The organism is Microbacterium sp. (assembly GCF_046295495.1).
Classification (GTDB): domain Bacteria; phylum Actinomycetota; class Actinomycetes; order Actinomycetales; family Microbacteriaceae; genus Microbacterium.
On the sequence record NZ_JBKBNC010000005.1, the window covers coordinates 105,399 to 119,812 of the forward strand.

The following is a 14,414-nucleotide window of genomic DNA, read 5'->3' on the forward strand; positions in this document are numbered from 1 at the left end:
CGCTGGACGACGAAGCGCCGCGGGCAGACCCGCGGCGCTTCCCGTGCGACTCAGGCCTCGATGACCAGCGGGACGATCATGGGCCGGCGCCGCAGCGACTGGTTGACCCACCGACCGATCACGCGGCGGACGACCTGCGACAGCGCATGGTTGTCGCGAACGCCGGAGGTGGCGGCTTCGGTGAGGGCCGCCGCGATCTTGGGCTTGACGCTGTTGAACACCGCATCGTCTTCCGCGAATCCGCGAGCGTGGATCTCGGGACCCGACACGATCTTCCCGGTGGCGGAGTCCACGACGACGATGACCGAGATGAAGCCCTCCTCCCCGAGGATGCGGCGGTCCTTGAGGTCGGCGTCGGTGATCTCGCCCACCGAGGAGCCGTCGACGTAGACGAAGCCGATGTCGACCTGACCGACCACCTCGGCGACGCCGTCGCGCAGGTCGACGACGGTGCCGTTCTCTCCGAGGATGGTGTTCTTCTCGGGGATGCCCGTCTCGCGCGCGAGCTTGGCGTTGGCCATCAGGTGGCGGTACTCGCCGTGGACGGGGAGCACGTTCTTGGGCTTGAGGATGTTGTAGCAGTACAGCAGCTCGCCCGCGGCGGCGTGACCGGAGACGTGCACCTTGGCGTTGCCCTTGTGCACCACGGTCGCGCCGAGCTTGGTCAACCCGTCGATCACGCGGTACACGGCGTTTTCGTTGCCCGGGATGAGGCTCGACGCCAGGATCACGGTGTCGCCCTCGCCCGGCTCGATCGCGTGGTCGAGGTTGGCCATGCGGCTCAGCACGGCCATCGGCTCGCCCTGCGACCCGGTCGACATGTAGACGATCTTGTCGTCGGGGAGGTCGCGCGCCTTCTTGTAATCGATGAGCACGCCGTCGGGCACGTCGAGGTAGCCCAGGTCGGCGGCGATCCCCATGTTGCGCACCATGCTCCGCCCGAGCAGCGCGACGCGGCGGCCGTTCGCGTGGGCCGCGTCGAGCACCTGCTGCACACGGTGGACGTGGCTGGAGAAGCTGGCCACCACGACACGACGGGGCGCGCGGGCGATGACCTGATCGAGCACGGGGCCGATCGCCCGCTCCGTCGGGGTGAAGCCCGGTACGTCGGCGTTGGTCGAGTCGACCAGGAACAGGTCGACGCCCTCTTCGCCCAGTCGGGCGAAGGCGCGGAGGTCGGTGATGCGGCCGTCCAGCGGCAGCTGGTCCATCTTGAAGTCGCCGGTCGCGAGCACGAGACCCGCGGGCGTGCGGATCGCGACGGCCAGGGCGTCGGGGATGGAGTGGTTGACCGCGACGAACTCGAGGTCGAAGGGGCCCACCTGCTCGCGCTGGCCCTCCTTCACCGTGAGCGTGTACGGGCGGATGCGGTGCTCTTTGAGCTTGGCCTCGATGAGGGCCAGGGTCAGACCCGAGCCGATGAGGGGGATGTCGCCCTTGAGCTTGAGCAGGTAGGGGACGGCTCCGATGTGGTCTTCGTGGCCGTGCGTGAGCACGACGCCGACGATGTCGTCGAGACGGTGCTTGATCGGCTCGAAGTCGGGCAGGATCAGGTCGACACCCGGCTGATGCTCCTCCGGGAAGAGCACACCGCAGTCCACGACGAGGAGCTTGCCCTCGTACTCGAAGACCGTCATGTTGCGACCGACCTCGCCGAGGCCGCCAAGCGGGATGACGCGGAGGGTGCCGGCGGCGAGCGCAGGCGGGTCGTACGGGGTAGTGGGCATATGAGCCTCCTCGGATGCCGCCTCGCGGCATCCCTTCGTGTGGCGTCCCAGGCCGCGGTTCGGCGGACGCCGGTGCTTATCTCGTGGTGCCGTGCACCTTCGGCAGGGCACCGCCGGCGGCCGCGTTGCGGTCGGGGCGGAAGTTGGAGAAGTCGGCGCCCGCGACGTTCGAGACGAGGGCCAGCTCGTCTTCGATCACGGCGGCCTCCCACTCTTCGGGGCCGACCAGGGGCAGGCGCACGCGCGGGCTGCCGATGCGGCCCAGGCCGTGCAGGATGTACTTCGCCGCGACCGTGCCAGGCACGTGGGTCATCACGGCGCGCACGAGCGGCTCGAGGCTCTTGTGCGCCGCGGTCGCGGAGGCGAGGTCACCGGCGTTCACGGCGTCGACGATGGTGCGGTACGGGGCGGCGGCGATGTTCGCCGTGACGCCGATGAGACCGGACGCGCCGATCGAGAGGTGCGGGAGCACGTTGGCGTCGTCGCCGGAGAAGTACAGCAGGTCGGTCTGGTTGAGCACGCGGCTGACCTCGCTGAAGTCGCCCTTGGCGTCTTTGATCGCGAGGATGTTGGGGTGCTTGGCCAGTCGCAGGATGGTCTCGTACTTGATCGGCACGCCGGTGCGACCGGGGATGTCGTAGAGGATGACCGGCAGGTCGGTGGCGTCGGCGACGAGGCGGAAGTGCGTCAGGATGCCGGCCTGAGTGGGCTTGTTGTAGTAGGGCGTGACGATCATGATGCCGTCGGCGCCGGCCTTCTCGCTGGCCTTGTACAGCTCGATGGCGTGCGCGGTCTCGTTGGAGCCGCCGCCCGTGATGATCTTGGCGCGCCCGGCCGAGACGTCTTTGCCGACCTCGACGAGGCGGAGCTTCTCGGGGTCGGTGAGGGTCGAGGTCTCGCCCGTGGTGCCTGTGACGACGATGCCGTCGGCGCCGGCGGTGATGACGTCGTCGATGTGCTTCTCGACGGCGGGCCAGTCGACCTCGCCGTCGGCGGTCATCGGGGTGATGAGCGCGACGAGCACCTGACCGAAGGGATTGCCGGAGTGCGTCATGGTTCCAGGTTATCGGTTCGGTGGGCCTCCACCCCGGCCGGTGGCGCGCGACATGTGAACAATCCGTGACCCGCGCCCCGGCCTAGGGTGGCGGAGTGAGCTGGACGACGCGCACGACGCGCACCGTGTACGAGAACCGCTGGATTCACGTGCGCGAGGACGAGGTGACCGGTCCGCACGGCGAGGGGATCTACGGCGTGGTGCGCATGCAGCACCCCGCGGTGTTCATCGTCGCACTCGACGACGAGGAGCGCATCTGCTTCGTCGAGCTCGAGCGCTACACGACGGGCCGCTCGCTGGAGGTGCCCGCGGGCGGCTCCGACGGAGAAGATCCCTTGCGGGCCGCGCAGCGCGAGTTGCTCGAGGAGACCGGGGTCACGGCATCCGAGTGGCACGACCTGGGACGCATGAACGCCCTGAACGGCATCGCCGACGCGCCCGAGCACGTCTTCCTCGCGCGCGGTCTGTCGACGACGGATGCCACGGCCTCGCAGCACGAGGAGGGCATCGACGCGGTGCGCTGGATCCCGTTCCCGGAGGCGCTCGCTCTCGTGGCGGGGGGCGGGATCACCGACGGCGAGACGATCGGGGCCCTCGCCCTCGCGGGGATCCGCCTCGGGCGCTTCCGCTGAGGAACACGCCGGTCAGCGCCCCCGCCCGGCGGCCCGTACGACGACGGCGTCGGTGAGCAGCCGGGAGCCGGCGACCAGGAGCTTGTAGCGCCATGACGGGATCGAGACGGAACGCCCCCGCGCGGCGTCGCGCAGCCCCTCGCGCACGACCACCGCGGCATCGAGCCACAGTCCGGGGGCGACGCCCTCCTCCCCCGGGGCGAGCCCGAGGCGCTCGTGGAAGCTCGTGTGAACGAATCCGGGGCACACGGCCGTGACGGTGACGCCGCGTGGTCGGTAGACGACGTTGGCCCACCGGCTGAAGGAGATGAGCCATCCCTTCGCGGCCCCGTACGTGCCCCGTGGGACGAACCCGGCGACCGAGGCGACGTTGATGATCCGGCCGCTGCCCCGCGCGAGCATCGCGGGGAGGGCGGCGCGCATGAGCCGCATCGCCGCTTCCACGTGGAGTCGGAGGTGGCGCACCTCGGCATCGACGTCGTTCTGCTCGAAGCCGAGGTCGAGCCCGAACCCGGCGTTGTTCACGAGCACGTCGATCCCGCCGGCCGCCAGACGCTCCTCGACGGCGGCGAGACCCTGCGCGTCCAGCAGATCGGCGACGAGCACCTCGACCGACACCCCGTGCTCGGCCCGCACGGACGCGGCGACGGAATCGAGAGCCACCCCATCCCGGGCGACCAGCACGAGGTCGGCGCCGCGCGCGCCGAGCTGGCGCGCGAACTCGGCGCCGAGGCCGGAGCTCGCTCCCGTGATCACCGCGGTGCGCGCCATGTCATTCCCCCCGGCGGTACGTCTCGAACCGGTACCGGATGCCGCCGCGCGAGGTGTGCCAGCCCTCCTCCGGGTCGGAGCCAACCCGTGACCAGCCGTCGGTGGAGGGGGCGACGGTGTCGCCGTCGACCGCGAAGTCGAGGCGCGTGACCTCGAGGACGTCGGCGCGGCGGATGGCCTCGGCGTAGAGCATTCCCCCGCCGATCACCCAGACGTCCCCCTCCCCGGCGAGCGCGAGGGCCTCGTCGAGCGACGACGCGCGTTCGGCCCCCTCGGGGGCGAAGTCCGCGGAGCGCGTCACGACGATGTTGCGGCGCCCCGGAAGCGGCCGGAACCGCGGCGGCAGAGACTCCCACGTGCGCCGGCCCATGACGACGTCGTGGGCACCGGTGACCTCGCGGAAGTGAGCCATGTCTTCCGGCACGTGCCACGGCATCCCCCCGTCGGCGCCGATGACGCCGTCGCGGGCCTCGGCCCACACCAGACCGATCGAGCTCATACGGCGACGGCCGCGCGGATCGCGGGGTGGTGCCGGTAATCGTCGACGATGATGTCGTCGAAGGTGTAGTCGAGGATCGACGCGGGCTTGCGTGCGAAACGGAGCGTGGGGTACGGGTAGGGCTCGCGCGAGAGCTGCTCGGACACCTGTTCGCGGTGGTTGTCGTACACGTGGCAGTCGCCGCCCGTCCAGACGAAGTTGCCCGGCTCCAGCCCCGTCTGCTGCGCGACCATGAGCGTGAGCAACGCGTACGAGGCGATGTTGAACGGGACGCCGAGGAACATGTCGGCGCTGCGCTGATAGAGCTGGCACGACAGCTTGCCGTCGGCCACGTAGAACTGGAACAGCGCGTGGCAGGGGGCGAGGGCCATGTCGGGGATGTCGGCCGGGTTCCAAGCAGACACGATGAGCCGGCGCGAGTCGGGGTCGCGCCGGATCTGCTCGACCACCTGGGTGATCTGATCGATGGAGCCGCCGTCGGCGGTGGGCCACGAACGCCACTGCACGCCGTAGACCGGGCCGAGCTCGCCGTCGGCGTCGGCCCACTCGTCCCAGATGGTGACGCCGTTGTCGCGGAGGGAGGCGACGTTCGACTCGCCGCGGAGGAACCACAGCAGCTCGTGGACGATCGACTTCATGTGCACGCGCTTGGTCGTGACGAGAGGGAAGCCTTGAGCGAGGTCGAAGCGGATCTGACGCCCGAACACGCTGGTGGTGCCCGTGCCGGTGCGGTCTGACTTGTGCACCCCTGCGTCGAGGACGTCGCGGAGCAGGTCTTCGTAGGGCGTCGGGATGTCGGCGGTCACGGGCTTCACGATACCCGGGGCGACCCGGCGCGCGCCGATCCCCCCGCTCCGCCGCACCCCGCTTCGAGCTGGGGAGGATGGGTCGCCCTCGCGAGACGAGCGGGCTGTCCTGGGCTCGCGCCGAGAGAACCCTGGATGACGGCGTCACGCAACGACTCATCGGCCCCCGCGCCGCGGGCGGGCGTTAGCGTGGTCGGTCGTGGACCTGACTCTCGCCCTCCTTGCACTCGCGGTGCTCGTCGCCGGGACGGCGGGCGCCGGCCTCGTCCTGCGCCGCCGGCAGGGGCGCGCTCGCGCGGTGGCGTCCGACGAGGTCGTCGACCCCCGTCGCCTCGGCGCCGACGCACTCGGGGCGGAGGCGACGCTCCTGCAGTTCAGCACCGAGATGTGCTCGCGCTGCCCGGGCGTGCACCGCATGCTGTCCGAGCTCGCCGACGCCCACGAGGGCGTGCGCCACCTCGACGTCGACCTGACGCACCGTCCCGACATCGCGCAGCACTTCCGTGTGCTGCAGACCCCCACCACCCTCGTCCTCGACCGCCGCGGGGTCGTCCGCACCCGCTTCGGCGGCACGCCGGGCCGCGCCGTCGTCGAACTCGAGCTGACCCGTCTCCAGAAGGAGCCCTCCCGTGCCTGACGTCTCGCGCATCGACGCCCGCGGCCCGCGCTTCGCGGCATCCGTCACCGCCGTGCTCCTGCTCGTGGCGACGTTCCTCGGCCTGATCGGCGTGTCGACGCGGCGCGTCCCGGCCGGTTTCACCGCCGTGCAGCCCTCGTCGGGCGCGACCCTGACCCCCGACGCGTGGGCCCTGTCGGCCCTGCCCGTCGGGGCGCGTATCGCCGACCCCGGCTTCCTGCTGCTCCTCGTGGTCGCCCTGCTGTTCGTGTGGGGCGTCGCCGCTCCCCGCACCGCCCCCTGGGGCGTGCTCTACCGTCGCGTGATCCAGCCGCGACTGGCTCCGCCGACCGACTTCGAAGACCCGCGCCCGCCGCGCTTCGCGCAGGGCGTCGGCCTGTTCGTGACCGCCGCAGGCCTGTTGCTGCACCTCGCGGGCGTCCCGTGGGCGCTGCCGATCGCCGCGGCCATGGCGTTCGTCGCGGCCTTCCTCAACGCGGTCTTCGGTCTGTGCCTCGGATGCCAGCTCTACCTCGTGCTCCAGCGCGCCGGTCTCATTGGACGCCGCGGACCGGCTGCCGCCTGAGCGCCGCTGAGGAAAGGGCTGTCAAGTCCCGTCCCCCGACGGGGGCCGTCATTAGGCTGGCCGCGTCGCGGTCATCTGGGACCGCGCGAGATCACGGAGGTTCCCATGGCCGTCACGAGCGAAGCCGCCACAGCCTGGAAGGGCACCCTGTTCGAGGGATCGGGTGAGGTCACCTTCACCTCCTCGGGCATCGGCACGTTCGACGTCAACTGGAAGGCGCGCAGCGAGGGCTCCAGCTCGGTCACCACGCCCGAGGAACTGCTCGCGGGCGCGCACTCGTCCTGCTTCAGCATGGCGCTCTCGAACGCCCTCGCCGACAACGGCACCCCGCCGGAGTCGGTCGACACGACCGCGTCGATCACGTTCACGCCCGGCACCGGCATCTCGGGCAGCCACCTCAACGTCAACGCCGTCGTGCCCGGTCTCGACGACGCCACGTTCCAGAAGATCGCCGCCGATGCCAAGGCCAACTGCCCCGTGTCGCAGGCCCTCGCCGGTATCGACATCACCCTCGAGGCGACGCTTGCCTGAGACGTCGGCCCGACGCGTCGTCCTCGCCGGCGCGTCGGGCCTCATCGGCTCGGCCCTCGTCGATTCGTTGCGCTCCGACGGCGTCGAGGTCACCTCCCTCGTCCGCCACGAAGCCCGTGACGCGCACAAGGTGCAGTGGCTGCAGGATGCCGCCCCCCTCGATCCCGACGTGATCGCCGGCGCCGACGCGGTCGTGTGCCTCAACGGCGCGTCGATCGGGAAGTTCCCCTGGACGTCGTCGTACAAGAGCACGCTGCTGTGGTCGCGCATCACGCCCACGCGCACCCTCGCCACAGCGGTGCGTGCGCTCGGTGACGATGCTCCGGCCCTCGTCAACGCCAGTGCCACCGGTTACTACGGTTCCCAGCCGGGCGCCGTGCTGACCGAGTCCTCCGGCCCCGGCCGCGGACTGCTCGTCGACGTCTGCGTCGAGTGGGAAGCCGCCGCCCGCGAGGCGGGTGACCGCGCCCGCGTGGCGATGCTGCGCACCGCCCCCGTCGTGCACGAGCGCGGCGTCCTCAAACCCCTGCTCCTGCTGACCAAGCTCGGCATCTCGGGGCCGATCGGTCGCGGCACGCAGGTGTGGCCCTGGATCTCGCTCGACGACGAAGTGGCGGCCATCCGGCACGTCATCGACTCCGACCTGTCGGGCCCGGTCAACCTCACCGGCCCCACCCGGGCCACCGCCAACGACCTCGGCTTCGCTCTCGCGCAGCGCATGAACCGCCCCTACGCGTTGCGGGCGCCGATCTGGGGCGTCAAGCTCGCCCTGGGCACCGACGCCACCGAGGCCCTCCTCACCTCCGATGCCGATGTGCGTCCGTCCGTGCTCGAGGACGACGGGTTCGCGTTCACGCACCGACGCGTCGAGGAGGCCGTGGCCTCGGCCGTCCCCGCCCACCAGCCGGGGTGATCGGGCGCGGTGTCGCCCGACATCGTGATCGTGCAGCGACCCGCGCATCGCGCGAATCAGCCCGCGGCGGCCCGCCCTCAGCGCGCGCGGCGCTCCGTGCTCTCGAGCCGGATCGCTGCGCGCACTGCCTCGCGGGCGCGGCGGCGGTCGCGGGTAGCGTCGTACGCCAGAGCGAGCCGGTAGCGCGCGCGCCAGTCGTCGGGATGCTTCTCGACGTCGGCGCGGTAGCGCGGGAAGAGCGCGTCGCCGTCTTCACGTTCGATGCGCCCGCTCGGGCGCACGGGGAGCCGCTCGTCGGGGAGGCCACCCTCGGCCTCCAGGCGCTCGCCGAGCTGCTGCGCGCGCACGCCGAACCACAGCTCCCGGCCGATGGCCCACAGCGCGAGCAGCGGCAACACGATCAGGGCGCCGCCCATGACCACGCCGACCGTCTCGCCGCTCGCGAGCAGCACGAGGGCGCGCTGGCCCGCGAGCACGACGTAGAGCAGCAGCAGCACCGTCATGACGGCGACGCCGACGCGGATCCTCATGCGCTCGTGGCGCCCGCGACCTGGCCCGATACATCGCCGTCGGCGACCGGCGCCTCGGGCTCGACGGGGCGGGTGCGCACGCCGATGTCGACGAAGCTGTCGAGGCCGATCACGACGCCGCGCGCCTCGCGGGCCGCGGCCAGCGCGATGCGGATGCCGGGGGCGTAGGCCGTGGCCGGATCGACCGTGTCGTGCACGATCGTGAGCGACTCCCCTGCCCCCGACAGCACGGTCTCCTGGCGGGCGACGACGCCCGGCCGGCGGAGGGAATGGATCGGCACGGACGCCACCCGCTGCCCGCGCGCGCGCTGGTCGACGTGGGGCGAGTCGACGGGGCCCACCTCGGCGCGGGCGGCGGCGATGAGCTCGGCCGTTCGCACGGCGGTACCGCTGGGCGAATCGACCTTCGTCTCGCGGTGCGCCTCCACGATCTCGATCGAGGGGAAGAACGGCGCGGCTGCCGCGGCGATCGCGCTGCCGATGACGGAGCCGAGGGAGAAGTTGGGGATGAACACCGCACCCGTGCCGCTGGCCTCCACGAGCGGTCGCACGAGGGCGATGCGCTCGTTCGACCACCCGGAGGTGCCGACGAGCACGTTGATGCCGCGCTCGATCGCGGCGCGCACGACGTCGATCGACACGGCGGGCGTGGATGCGTCGATGACGAGGTCAGCCCCGTCGAGGTCGGCGAGGTCGGACTGCGAGCCGAGAACCGCCGCGACCTCGTACCCGTCTTCGGCGGCGACGACCTCGCGGATCACTCCCCCGAGCTTTCCGGTTCCGCCCACGATGGCAACGCGTGTGGTCATGCTGCCAGCCTAGGCGGCCAGGGCGACAGCGAGACGGCGCTGTCCACAGACGCGCCGCGCGGGTGGCATCCGGGCTCAGACGGGGAGGGGATCCATCAGACCCGTGCGCAGTTCGACCGGCAGGTGGGCCAGGTCGTTGTGCGACAGGAGGGTCCAGGGTCGCCCCTTCTTCTGGGCGATGACGGTGAGGCCGCAGTACGCCTGGTTGATCGTCATCCACCGCCACTCCGGGGCCTGGAGCACCTCGCGCACGAACCACGAGATGACGAAGTTGTGGGTGATCACCAGCTCGTGCACCTCGCCGGCTTTGCGGGCGAGGAACTCGGCCGTGGCATCGGCCATCTGCGCCCGGCCCGCGTCGACCTCGGCCTCGGTGACCGAGCCGAAGAACGGTTCGTAGGCGGCGGGCGTCTCGGGGGTCATGCCCGTGGGCACGCAGTCGAACAGCAGGGCCGAGGACTCCGGGGATACCGAGGGCAGGCGGTCCGCGACGGCACGGGCCGTCTGGGCGGCCCGCTCGAGCGGTGAGTGCCACACGGCGTCGAGGGGAAGCCCCGAGAGGCGGTCGGCGAGAAGAGCCGCCTGGCGCTGGCCGCGCGGCGACAGCGGACCGTCGGTGAGCCCGTGCTCGGCGTCCTGGTGTTCGCCGTGGCGCACCAGGTAGATGTAGTGCGTCACGTCAGCTCACCCCGTTGTCGATCCGCCGGTCCCCGGCCGGTGCTCCCAGCCTACGTCACGCCCTGGCCGCGGGGCGGTCACTCGGCCGCTCGGGCGATATCCGACAGGTGCGCACGACTCAGGCGCACCCCGACCGCGCGCATGCATTCCACGACGTGGCGCGGAGCGAACGCGTTGACGATGGGGGCGGTGATGATCTTCTGCGCCAGGAGCCACGCCACCGCCACTGCGGCATCCGGGATGCCCAGTTCGTTGCCCACGGTGTCGAGGGCGCGCAGCACTCGCGATCCCCGGCGGTTGAGGTGGGCGGCGACCTGGAAGCCGCGCACGGACTGCGAGGACTGGTCGCGCGTGCGCGTCTCTCCCGCGAGGAAGCCGTGGGCGAGCGGATGCGAGGGCGTCACCGCCATGTTCTGAGCGGACGCGATCAGGCGCACGTCGCCGTCGAACTCCGAGCGCCGCAGCACGTTGTACGGGACGTCGAGCACGGTGATGCGCGGGTACCCCGCAGACGACAGGATCCGCGCCTCCACGAGCTGCGCCGCGGTGTACCCGTGCGCGCCGATCGCGCGCACCTTGCCGGAGTCGACCAGCCACTCGCTGGTCGCCAGGGTGTCCTCCAGGACCGCCCGGCCGCCGCGGGCGGCATCCAGGGACAAGACGTCGATGCGGTCGGTGCCCAGGCGCGTGAGCGAGGCCTCGACGGCGCGCACGAGGTTGACGGAATCGAGACCGGGGTTGTCGGGGTGCCCGCCCACGCGGACGGTCAGCACCGCCTCATCGCGCATGCGGCGCGTGCGCAGCCACTCCCCCATGATGTACTCGCTGCGCCCGGCGGCGTAGCTGTCAGCCGTGTGCAGGGCGTTCCCGCCGAGCTCGGCGTAGGCGTCGAGGATCTCGTGACTGGCGCGGGCGTCGACGTTCCACCCGAACTCGCCGCCGCCGAGGAAGAGCGGGAAGACCTCGAAGCCCGTCTCGCCCAGCGGGACGCGCACGTGGGAACCCAGGCCCGGGCCCTGCAGGGTGATGGGCGAGGAGGGGTGCGGCGCGCGGTCCCGACGCAGGCGCGGCGGTGTCGTCTCATCGACGCCCGAGCCGCTCATGGTGGAGACCCCTCTCGCGTCCGGGGACGGTGCGGTGACCCCCGCACCCTCGTACTCCGGATCTCTTTCGAGGGTAGGCGGTCGCCTGGGAGTGCCCGCCCTTTCACCCGGCACGCCGATAAACATTGCATAACGCTTGCGCGCGCCGCTGTCACACCGCGCTCACGCGTCACACCCGTCACACGACGGATGCCCGCCCCGCCGAGGCGGGACGGGCATCCGGGGTCGAGGGATCAGCCTTCGGCGGGAGCCTCGGGGCCCTCGCTCGCGGCGGCCGAGCTCTGCGTGTCGGCAGGCTCGGGCGTGGTGGCGTCCTCGTCGAGCACGGGCTCGAGCGACAGCTTGCCGCGGTCGTCGATCTTCGTGATGCGCACGAGGATCTTGCGACCGACCGAGAGCACGTCTTCGACGTTCTCGACGCGCTTGCCGCCGGCGAGCTTGCGGACCTCGCTGACGTGCAGCAGTCCGTCCTTGCCGGGCAGGAGCGACACGAACGCGCCGAAGGTCGCGATCTTGACGACGGTTCCGAGGAACTGCTCGCCCACCTCGGGGTTGGTCGGGTTGGCGATCGCGTTCACCTGGGCGCGGGCCGCCTCGGCCGAAGGACCATCGGTGGCGCCGATGTAGACGGTGCCGTCGTCCTCGATCGAGATCTGGGCTCCGGTCTCGTCCTGGATGGAGTTGATCGTCTTGCCCTTGGGTCCGATGAGTTCGCCGATCTTGTCGACCGGGATCTGCACGCTGATGACGCGGGGCGCGGTGGGCGCCATCTCGTCGGGCGCGTCGATCGCGGAGTTCAGGACGTTGAGGATCGTCAGACGAGCCTCCTTGGCCTGCGTGAGCGCGGCGGCCAGCACCGACGACGGGATGCCGTCGAGCTTGGTGTCGAGCTGGATCGCGGTGATGAACTCGCTCGTGCCCGCGACCTTGAAGTCCATGTCGCCGAGCGCGTCTTCGGCGCCGAGGATGTCGGTCAGGGCGGCGTAGCGCGTCTGGCCGTCGACCTGGTCGGTGACCAGGCCCATGGCGATGCCGGCGACGGGGGCGCGCAGCGGCACACCCGCGTTCAGCAGCGACAGGGTCGACGCGCAGACGGAACCCATCGAGGTCGAGCCGTTGGATCCGAGGGCCTCGGAGACCTGACGGATGGCGTACGGGAACTCCTCGCGGCTGGGGAGCACCGGAACGAGCGCGCGCTCGGCCAGGAAGCCGTGGCCGATCTCGCGACGCTTCGGGCTGCCGACACGGCCGGTCTCACCGGTCGAGTAGGGCGGGAAGTTGTAGTGGTGCAGGTAGCGCTTGCTCGTGATGGGCGACAGCGAGTCGATCTGCTGCTCCATCTTGAGCATGTTCAGCGTGGTGACGCCGAGGATCTGCGTCTCTCCGCGCTGGAAGATGGCCGAACCGTGCACGCGCGGGATGACCTGCACCTCGGCGTCGAGCGGACGGATGTCGGCGAGGCCGCGTCCGTCCATGCGAACGCCCTCGGCGAGGATGCGACCGCGCACGATCGTCTTGGTGACCGACTTGTAGGCGGCGCTGAACTCCAGCGTCGCGACGGCGGGCAGTTCGCCCGACTCGACGGCGGCGAGCAGCTGCTCCTTGACCGAGGACTTGACCTCGTCGTCGGCGTTCTGGCGCTCCTGCTTGTCGGCGATCTGGTACACCGGCACGAGCCGGTCGTACGCGCGGCCGGCGACGAAGTCGTAGGTCTCCTGGCTGTAGGCCGGGAAGACGGGGAACGACTGGATCTCCTTCGAGGCGCTGCGGGCGACCTCGTTCTGCGCGTCGACGAGCTGGCGCAGGAAGGGCTTGGCGGCCTCGAGGCCCTCGGCGACGACCTGCTCGTTGGGCTTGGTCGCGCCGCCCTTGATGAGGTTCCAGCTGCCCTCGGTGGCCTCGGCCTCCACCATCATGATGGCGACGTCGCCGTCGTCGAGCACGCGGCCCGCGACGATCAGGTCGAAGACGGCGTCCTCGAGCTGCTCGGCCTTGGGGAACGCGACCCACTGGTCGGCGTGCTCACCATGGCCGGGGATGAGCGCGAGGCGCACACCGGCGATGGGTCCGGAGAACGGCAGGCCCGAGATCTGGGTCGACATCGAGGCCGCGTTGATGGCCAGGGCGTCGTAGAACTCGCCGGGCGCGATCGAGAGCACGGTGATGACGATCTGCACCTCGTTGCGGAGGCCGTCGACGAACGACGGACGCAGCGGGCGGTCGATGAGGCGGCACACGAGGATGGCCTCGGTGGAGGGGCGACCCTCGCGACGGAAGAACGAGCCGGGGATCTTGCCCGCGGCGTACGAGCGCTCTTCGACGTCGACGGTCAGCGGGAAGAAGTCGAAGCCTTCACGCGGGTGCTTGCCGGCGCTGGTGGCCGACAGGAGCATCGTCTCCTCGTCGAGGTAGGCGGCGACGGCGCCCTGAGCCTGCTGGGCGAGGCGTCCGGTCTCGAACCGGACGGTACGGGTGCCGAAACGGCCGTTGTCGAGAACGGCTTCAGCGGCGGTGATTTCTGGACCTTCCAAAAGGTCCCTCCTTCTTTGTTTAGGCTCGCCGCCCCGTGTGGGCGACGAGCTGACATGCGAAGGAGCAGGAACAGGCAGAAAGGGCACGCCGACGTGATCGGCGAGGGATTCCCGGCGACTGGCCACCAGTAGACGACCACCCGGCGAGAGCGACGGGGAGTCCACCACAGGGGACCAGCGTCTGCCGGCCTGCTCCGTGAGCTCGTATGTACTTGAGCGGATGCCAAGACGGCATTCGGTGTCCACCCTAGCAGCGCAGGGCTCCGCGGGGTGGTCGCGGCACGCCATCGTGCTCTAGCGTGACCTCATGGGTCTCACGCGTCTCAGCAGTCACACGCTCACCGCGTGCCTCGTGCTGGGCGCCGTCTTCGCCCCGGCATCCGGTGCCGCCGGAGCCGTCTCCCGCGCCCCCGGGAGTCCCGTCGCGGTGCTCGCCGCCGCCCCCGCGGCCGTCGACGAGGGTGCCGTGGCGGCGGTGAAGCAGCAGCTGGATGCCGCGGAGGCCTCGGCGGCGGCCGCCTCCCGCCGCGCCCTCGACGCCTCCGCGACGGCTGAGAGCACGCGCCTGCTCGCGGCCTCCACCGCCGCGCGCGCCGACGCGCTGACGGCGCAGAGTGCCGCGGCCGAC

15 protein-coding genes and 1 pseudogene are annotated in these 14,414 nt (G+C 71.1%); 6 read left to right on the top strand and 10 right to left on the bottom strand.

The annotated features are described in order from the left end of the window. Positions 1-50: 50 nt before the first annotated feature. Positions 51-1,727 (bottom strand): ribonuclease J, encoded by a 1,677-nt coding sequence (locus ACK4LS_RS03720; protein WP_409713335.1) that lies wholly within the window; start codon positions 1,725-1,727, stop codon positions 51-53. A gap of 76 nt (positions 1,728-1,803) precedes the next feature. Continuing rightward, the gene (gene dapA, locus ACK4LS_RS03725) at positions 1,804-2,781 is read right to left on the bottom strand and encodes a 4-hydroxy-tetrahydrodipicolinate synthase (RefSeq protein ID WP_409713338.1); all 978 of its coding nucleotides are present in this window, start codon (positions 2,779-2,781) and stop codon (positions 1,804-1,806) included. 95 nt (positions 2,782-2,876) lie between these two features. Here dapA and ACK4LS_RS03730 point away from each other — a divergent pair, with 95 nt between their 5' ends. Further along, a complete protein-coding gene (locus ACK4LS_RS03730; RefSeq protein ID WP_409713341.1) occupies positions 2,877-3,413 on the top strand; it encodes an NUDIX domain-containing protein in 537 nt (178 codons plus the stop codon). Positions 3,414-3,425: 12 nt separating this feature from the next. Here ACK4LS_RS03730 and ACK4LS_RS03735 read toward each other — a convergent pair whose 3' ends face one another. The 3 genes from ACK4LS_RS03735 to ACK4LS_RS03745 are packed head-to-tail and all read right to left on the bottom strand — an operon-like array spanning position 3,426 to position 5,489. Further along, the gene (locus ACK4LS_RS03735; protein ID WP_409713344.1) at positions 3,426-4,184 is read right to left on the bottom strand and encodes an SDR family NAD(P)-dependent oxidoreductase; all 759 of its coding nucleotides are present in this window, start codon (positions 4,182-4,184) and stop codon (positions 3,426-3,428) included. Position 4,185: 1 nt separating this feature from the next. Continuing rightward, complete coding sequence (locus ACK4LS_RS03740; RefSeq protein WP_409713347.1) at positions 4,186-4,683, bottom strand: dihydrofolate reductase; 498 nt, start codon at positions 4,681-4,683, stop codon at positions 4,186-4,188. Beyond that, the gene (locus ACK4LS_RS03745) at positions 4,680-5,489 is read right to left on the bottom strand and encodes a thymidylate synthase (RefSeq protein WP_409713350.1); all 810 of its coding nucleotides are present in this window, start codon (positions 5,487-5,489) and stop codon (positions 4,680-4,682) included. The genes ACK4LS_RS03740 and ACK4LS_RS03745 overlap by 4 nt, the downstream gene beginning before the upstream one ends. A gap of 199 nt (positions 5,490-5,688) precedes the next feature. On the opposite strand from ACK4LS_RS03745, the gene ACK4LS_RS03750 reads away from it, so the two are divergent. The 4 genes from ACK4LS_RS03750 (at position 5,689) to ACK4LS_RS03765 (ending at position 8,135) form a co-directional block, all read left to right on the top strand. Continuing rightward, the gene (locus ACK4LS_RS03750) at positions 5,689-6,126 is read left to right on the top strand and encodes a TlpA family protein disulfide reductase (RefSeq protein ID WP_409713353.1); all 438 of its coding nucleotides are present in this window, start codon (positions 5,689-5,691) and stop codon (positions 6,124-6,126) included. Next, positions 6,119-6,691 (top strand): DUF4395 domain-containing protein, encoded by a 573-nt coding sequence (locus tag ACK4LS_RS03755; RefSeq protein ID WP_409713356.1) that lies wholly within the window; start codon positions 6,119-6,121, stop codon positions 6,689-6,691. The genes ACK4LS_RS03750 and ACK4LS_RS03755 overlap by 8 nt, the downstream gene beginning before the upstream one ends. Before the next feature lie 105 nt (positions 6,692-6,796). Next, positions 6,797-7,222, top strand: a complete 426-nt coding sequence (locus tag ACK4LS_RS03760) for an OsmC family peroxiredoxin (protein WP_409713359.1) — start codon at positions 6,797-6,799, stop codon at positions 7,220-7,222. Continuing rightward, positions 7,215-8,135, top strand: coding sequence for a TIGR01777 family oxidoreductase (locus tag ACK4LS_RS03765; RefSeq protein WP_409713362.1), 921 nt, complete (start codon positions 7,215-7,217; stop codon positions 8,133-8,135). The genes ACK4LS_RS03760 and ACK4LS_RS03765 overlap by 8 nt, the downstream gene beginning before the upstream one ends. 77 nt (positions 8,136-8,212) lie before the next feature. On the opposite strand, the gene ACK4LS_RS03770 is transcribed toward ACK4LS_RS03765, so the two are convergent. The 5 genes from ACK4LS_RS03770 to ACK4LS_RS03790 form a co-directional block, all read right to left on the bottom strand. Further along, on the bottom strand, positions 8,213-8,665 hold the full coding sequence (locus ACK4LS_RS03770; RefSeq protein ID WP_409713365.1) for a hypothetical protein: 453 nt from the start codon (positions 8,663-8,665) through the stop codon (positions 8,213-8,215). Next, complete coding sequence (gene dapB / locus ACK4LS_RS03775; RefSeq protein WP_409713368.1) at positions 8,662-9,474, bottom strand: 4-hydroxy-tetrahydrodipicolinate reductase; 813 nt, start codon at positions 9,472-9,474, stop codon at positions 8,662-8,664. Before dapB ends, ACK4LS_RS03770 begins: the two co-directional genes overlap by 4 nt. Positions 9,475-9,549: 75 nt before the next feature. Continuing rightward, the gene (locus ACK4LS_RS03780; RefSeq protein WP_409713371.1) at positions 9,550-10,152 is read right to left on the bottom strand and encodes a histidine phosphatase family protein; all 603 of its coding nucleotides are present in this window, start codon (positions 10,150-10,152) and stop codon (positions 9,550-9,552) included. Positions 10,153-10,229: 77 nt separating this feature from the next. Then, entirely contained in the window at positions 10,230-11,255 is a 1,026-nt protein-coding gene (locus ACK4LS_RS03785) for an aldo/keto reductase (RefSeq protein ID WP_409713374.1), read from the bottom strand. Between the two features lie 233 nt (positions 11,256-11,488). Further along, entirely contained in the window at positions 11,489-13,786 is a 2,298-nt protein-coding gene (locus ACK4LS_RS03790; RefSeq protein WP_409713377.1) for a polyribonucleotide nucleotidyltransferase, read from the bottom strand. A gap of 307 nt (positions 13,787-14,093) precedes the next feature. Between ACK4LS_RS03790 and ACK4LS_RS03795 the strand changes: the two are divergent. Further along, a pseudogene (locus ACK4LS_RS03795) lies at positions 14,094-14,414 on the top strand (hypothetical protein); the annotation flags it as partial.

Bases quoted from the DNA above. Each gene is read 5' to 3' on its own strand.
- ACK4LS_RS03760 (WP_409713359.1), top strand. From the start codon at position 6,797: ATGGCCGTCACGAGCGAAGCCGCCACAGCCTGGAAGGGCACCCTGTTC.
- ACK4LS_RS03785 (WP_409713374.1), bottom strand. From the start codon at position 11,255: ATGAGCGGCTCGGGCGTCGATGAGACGACACCGCCGCGCCTGCGTCGG.
- dapA (WP_409713338.1), bottom strand. From the start codon at position 2,781: ATGACGCACTCCGGCAATCCCTTCGGTCAGGTGCTCGTCGCGCTCATC.
- ACK4LS_RS03735 (WP_409713344.1), bottom strand. From the start codon at position 4,184: ATGGCGCGCACCGCGGTGATCACGGGAGCGAGCTCCGGCCTCGGCGCC.
- ACK4LS_RS03770 (WP_409713365.1), bottom strand. From the start codon at position 8,665: ATGAGGATCCGCGTCGGCGTCGCCGTCATGACGGTGCTGCTGCTGCTC.
- ACK4LS_RS03720 (WP_409713335.1), bottom strand. From the start codon at position 1,727: ATGCCCACTACCCCGTACGACCCGCCTGCGCTCGCCGCCGGCACCCTC.
- ACK4LS_RS03740 (WP_409713347.1), bottom strand. From the start codon at position 4,683: ATGAGCTCGATCGGTCTGGTGTGGGCCGAGGCCCGCGACGGCGTCATC.
- dapB (WP_409713368.1), bottom strand. From the start codon at position 9,474: ATGACCACACGCGTTGCCATCGTGGGCGGAACCGGAAAGCTCGGGGGA.